6 protein-coding genes are annotated in these 3,458 nt (G+C 45.5%); all 6 read left to right on the forward strand.

The window, feature by feature from the left end; all coding sequences use genetic code 11:
* The coding region (locus C5S62_RS05735) for a type II toxin-antitoxin system RelE/ParE family toxin (RefSeq protein ID WP_133159517.1) at nt 1-175 on the forward strand (175 nt) is incomplete at its 5' end.
* The gene (locus tag C5S62_RS05740; RefSeq protein WP_104404450.1) at nt 159-461 is read left to right on the forward strand and encodes a helix-turn-helix transcriptional regulator; all 303 of its coding nucleotides are present in this window, start codon (nt 159-161) and stop codon (nt 459-461) included. The genes C5S62_RS05735 and C5S62_RS05740, both read left to right, overlap by 17 nt.
* Before the next feature lie 334 nt (nt 462-795).
* Nucleotides 796-2,235: an RNA-directed DNA polymerase gene (locus tag C5S62_RS05745; RefSeq protein WP_104404451.1), complete on the forward strand. Its 1,440-nt coding sequence runs from the start codon at nt 796-798 to the stop codon at nt 2,233-2,235.
* A 49-nt stretch (nt 2,236-2,284) separates the two neighbouring features.
* A complete protein-coding gene (locus C5S62_RS13860) occupies nt 2,285-2,758 on the forward strand; it encodes a hypothetical protein (protein ID WP_223301156.1) in 474 nt (157 codons plus the stop codon).
* 144 nt (nt 2,759-2,902) lie between these two features.
* Complete coding sequence (locus tag C5S62_RS05755; protein ID WP_104404452.1) at nt 2,903-3,223, forward strand: hypothetical protein; 321 nt, start codon at nt 2,903-2,905, stop codon at nt 3,221-3,223.
* Between the two features lie 19 nt (nt 3,224-3,242).
* The coding region (locus tag C5S62_RS05760) for a hypothetical protein (protein ID WP_133159518.1) at nt 3,243-3,458 on the forward strand (216 nt) is incomplete at its 3' end.

Genomic DNA, 3,458 nt, shown 5'->3' on the forward strand with positions numbered 1-3,458 from the left:
GTATGAAATCCGTGCATCGCATAACGGCAATATTTACCGGGCATTTTTCATTTTCGATGAAGGCAACATAGTGATGCTTCTGAATGGCTATCAGAAAAAAACACAAAAAGCACCGGAGTCGGAAATCAACATGGCTTTGAAACTAAAAAAGGAGTATTATGCAGACAAAAAGTAACATTGGCAGCTTCGATGCCATACTTGATGAGAAATACGGAAAGGTCGGTACACCCGAACGTGATGCTTTCCATCGTGAGGCTTACGCTTATTGTGTTGGTCAGATTATTCTTGATGCAAGGAAACAGGAGCGAATGACTCAGAGTGACCTTGCCAAGAAAGTAGGCACAGACAAAACCTATATTTCACGTATTGAGAAAGGTGCGATTGAACCCGGAGTTGGACTTTTCTTCCGTATCATGGACGCGCTTGGACTCAAAGTGGAGATTGCGCGACCACTTATGTAAAACGAAATAAAGGCGGACTACCCTCACAGCCGCGTTGTTTTGCGGTCGGGCGACAATTCGGGTGCGAGCAGCGGCCTCGCTTTTGCGAACGCGAGTAACGCTTGCTCGAACTCGTACGCGAGCTTCGGCGCTCGTCTGAACTTACTAAGGTTAAATCGTGTGACCCTGCAAGACAACGAGATTGTCACCGCATTCCGCGAAGGGTATGAGCCTCGGCAACAGCAAATAGGCCTCACACGGCAAGTTTGGAAAGCCGAAAAATGACAATAACCTTACAAAGTGGAGTGTCGCTTAGGCGACCTCCACGGGACCGGAAGGCTCCAAGCATTTCACAATGGAAGCAGTAACTGCCCATAACATCAATTATGATTTGATACCGCAGGAATGCGCCAATCTTCCTGTGGCCTTGAAGAGCGCAGGTTTCCCAATCGACAGTTTATTAAATGAGATAATCTCCGATGAAAATTTATCAGACGGTTTTGATTATGTCATAAGTCATTTGGAAACCGCTCAACAGCGCGAAAAATACTATTCAAAACTTGACCCGGCCAAAGGAGAACGCGACAAACGTCAGCTACTCGTACGTCTGAAAAGAGAGTTGCAGGACGGTACATTTAGAATACTCCCGGAGAACATTCGAGAAATGACTGTTTCCGATGGCCCGAAAGTAAGGGTCGTGCAAGCTCCGAGGGTATATCATCGCATAGGGTGCCATGTGATAATGGTAGTGGTGGAGAGATATGTAAACCCCACGCTCATACAGAACACGGCGGCAAGCATTCAAGGCCGAGGTATGCATTGGCTATTTCATCGCATGGTCGAGGATTACAATGCAGTGCCGGAGTTGATGCAATTCTACTGTCAGAATGACATAAAGGGCTACTATGACAACATAGACCAAGAGCGCATGAAAGCCGAAATAAGGCTATATATTTCAGACCCTGTTGTATTAGGCTTCCTCGACAACTTCATCACCTTACTGCCGAAAGGACTATCAAAAGGATTACGCTCAAGTCAATGCTTTGCCAATCTCTATTTGTCGCCGGTAGACCATGTTATGTGTTGCCATGTTCCGAAATATATTGCACCAAATGGAGAGGTTAGGTATCTTTATGAGAGGTATATGGACGACTCCGCAATGTGGGGAAGTCTGAAAAGGCCTGTATGGAAATTGCGAGATATATACCATGAGGAAATTAATAAGAGAGATTTGACCGTTAAAAACACAGAGGCAGTAAGACCGATAAGCGAGGGTATTGATTACCTCGGTTTTGTCTTTTATGGCACACACGCATTACTGAGAAAGCGAACTAAGAAGAAAGTTGCCCGACATTTGTCAGAGGTAAAATCCCGAAAGAGGAGACAGGAAATTATCGGCTCATTCAAAGGCATGGCCTGTCATGCCGACTGCAAGCATTTATATTTCAAATTAACACATAATTACATGAGAAAATTCGGAGAGTTAGGCATAGCCTACAAGCCGGAGGACGGCAAAAAGCGTTTTCCGGGCAAGGTTGTTCCAATTCGTAGCATAGCGAATACACCGATTGAGATACACGATTACGAGGCAGACCTCACAACTGCACACGGCGATGGTCGCTACCTTGTAAGTTTCCGCAATATTGCGGACGGTACGTTCAACAAGTTTTTCACGGCAAGCAAGGAGATGCAGAATATCCTCGACCAAATAAGTGACATCGAGGACGGATTTCCTTTTGAAACAACTATTGTCATGGACTACTATGACGGAAAGACGTTGCCAAAATTTACATAAGCCCAAAAGATAAAGATACAATCGCGGAATACAGCGTTACCTTTGCCATATGAATAAGATTTACGGCACACCGGTAAGGCAGGACGGCTTACAAAAAGTAGGCCGCAGAACTTTTACGCTCTTTTACGGACTATACTCCGATGAGCATGGAGGTACTTATGAGTATCGCTATACCTTTGACCATAAACCTACATGGGAGGAGGTGGAGGCTGTGTTGGTTGAAGCTATCAACGAGCATACCAAAGAAACTATTATAAACGGTTTTATATGGAATGGTATGCGCGTATGGTTGTCTGACGAAAACCAACGCAACTTTATGATGATGGAGAGGCTCACCTCAGAAGCATATCCTCGCACGGTAAAGATAAACGAGGACTCCAACGGCAAGCCTATCTATTACACCTTTGTCAGCGAGGAGGAGTTTGCGGCATTCAGTAAACTCGCCGCACAACACGTTAATAACACACTGGCCGCAGGTTGGAATGAAAAAGACGACCTTACCCCAGCCACGTTTGGATTTTGAACGCTAAGTTAGGATTTCATATAATGCGATTAAGAGCCACGGACTGCGCAGCCGTGGCTCTCTTTTTGTCTAACTCAAAAGATAACGAGAGCGAGAACCGACTACGGCCTACCTTTGCATAGTATAAACCAAATGTTAATTATCATGACAAAGAAAATTTGCAATGACAAGACCGGGAGCGACAAGAAGCTCCACGTCTTCTGTGAGTTCGTAATCGCCGCCTTTATCGGTGTGCTTGTGTCGTTCATTCATTTTCCCTCGGCAATCATTGCCGCCGTCATTGCCTTTGCCGTGGCTTTCGCTTTCGGCATCTACAAAGAGGTAAAAGACAGCAAGCAGAAAGGAAATCATTTCTGCGTGTGGGATTTGGCATGGGATATTGTCGGTTGCCTTGTGGGTGCCGTCTTTGTTTTCCTTGCCAACTACTACACATGGCATGACATCGCCAGCAACCTCATCGAATAAACCATAACACAACACAGACATGGAAACAATCGTACCACTTAACAAACTCTACCTGTTCGTTGGGGTGTTCCTTGCCGTGTGCATATTGGTGATAGCAGCTATTATGCTCGACCTTTGGGACGGAGTACACACGGCGAAAAAGACGCATCAGCGCGTACACTCCCACAAGTTGAGAGTTACCATTGCCAAGATGAGTGAGTATTGGCGATTTATCATGATTGGCTTTCTCGTGGAC

Source organism: Prevotella sp. MGM2 (assembly GCF_002933955.1).
Lineage (GTDB): Bacteria > Bacteroidota > Bacteroidia > Bacteroidales > Bacteroidaceae > Alloprevotella.

Coding starts and splice junctions, on each gene's coding strand:
- C5S62_RS05740 (WP_104404450.1), top strand. CDS start 159: ATGCAGACAAAAAGTAACATTGGCAGCTTCGATGCCATACTTGATGAG.
- C5S62_RS05745 (WP_104404451.1), top strand. CDS start 796: ATGGAAGCAGTAACTGCCCATAACATCAATTATGATTTGATACCGCAG.
- C5S62_RS13860 (WP_223301156.1), top strand. CDS start 2,285: ATGAATAAGATTTACGGCACACCGGTAAGGCAGGACGGCTTACAAAAA.
- C5S62_RS05755 (WP_104404452.1), top strand. CDS start 2,903: ATGACAAAGAAAATTTGCAATGACAAGACCGGGAGCGACAAGAAGCTC.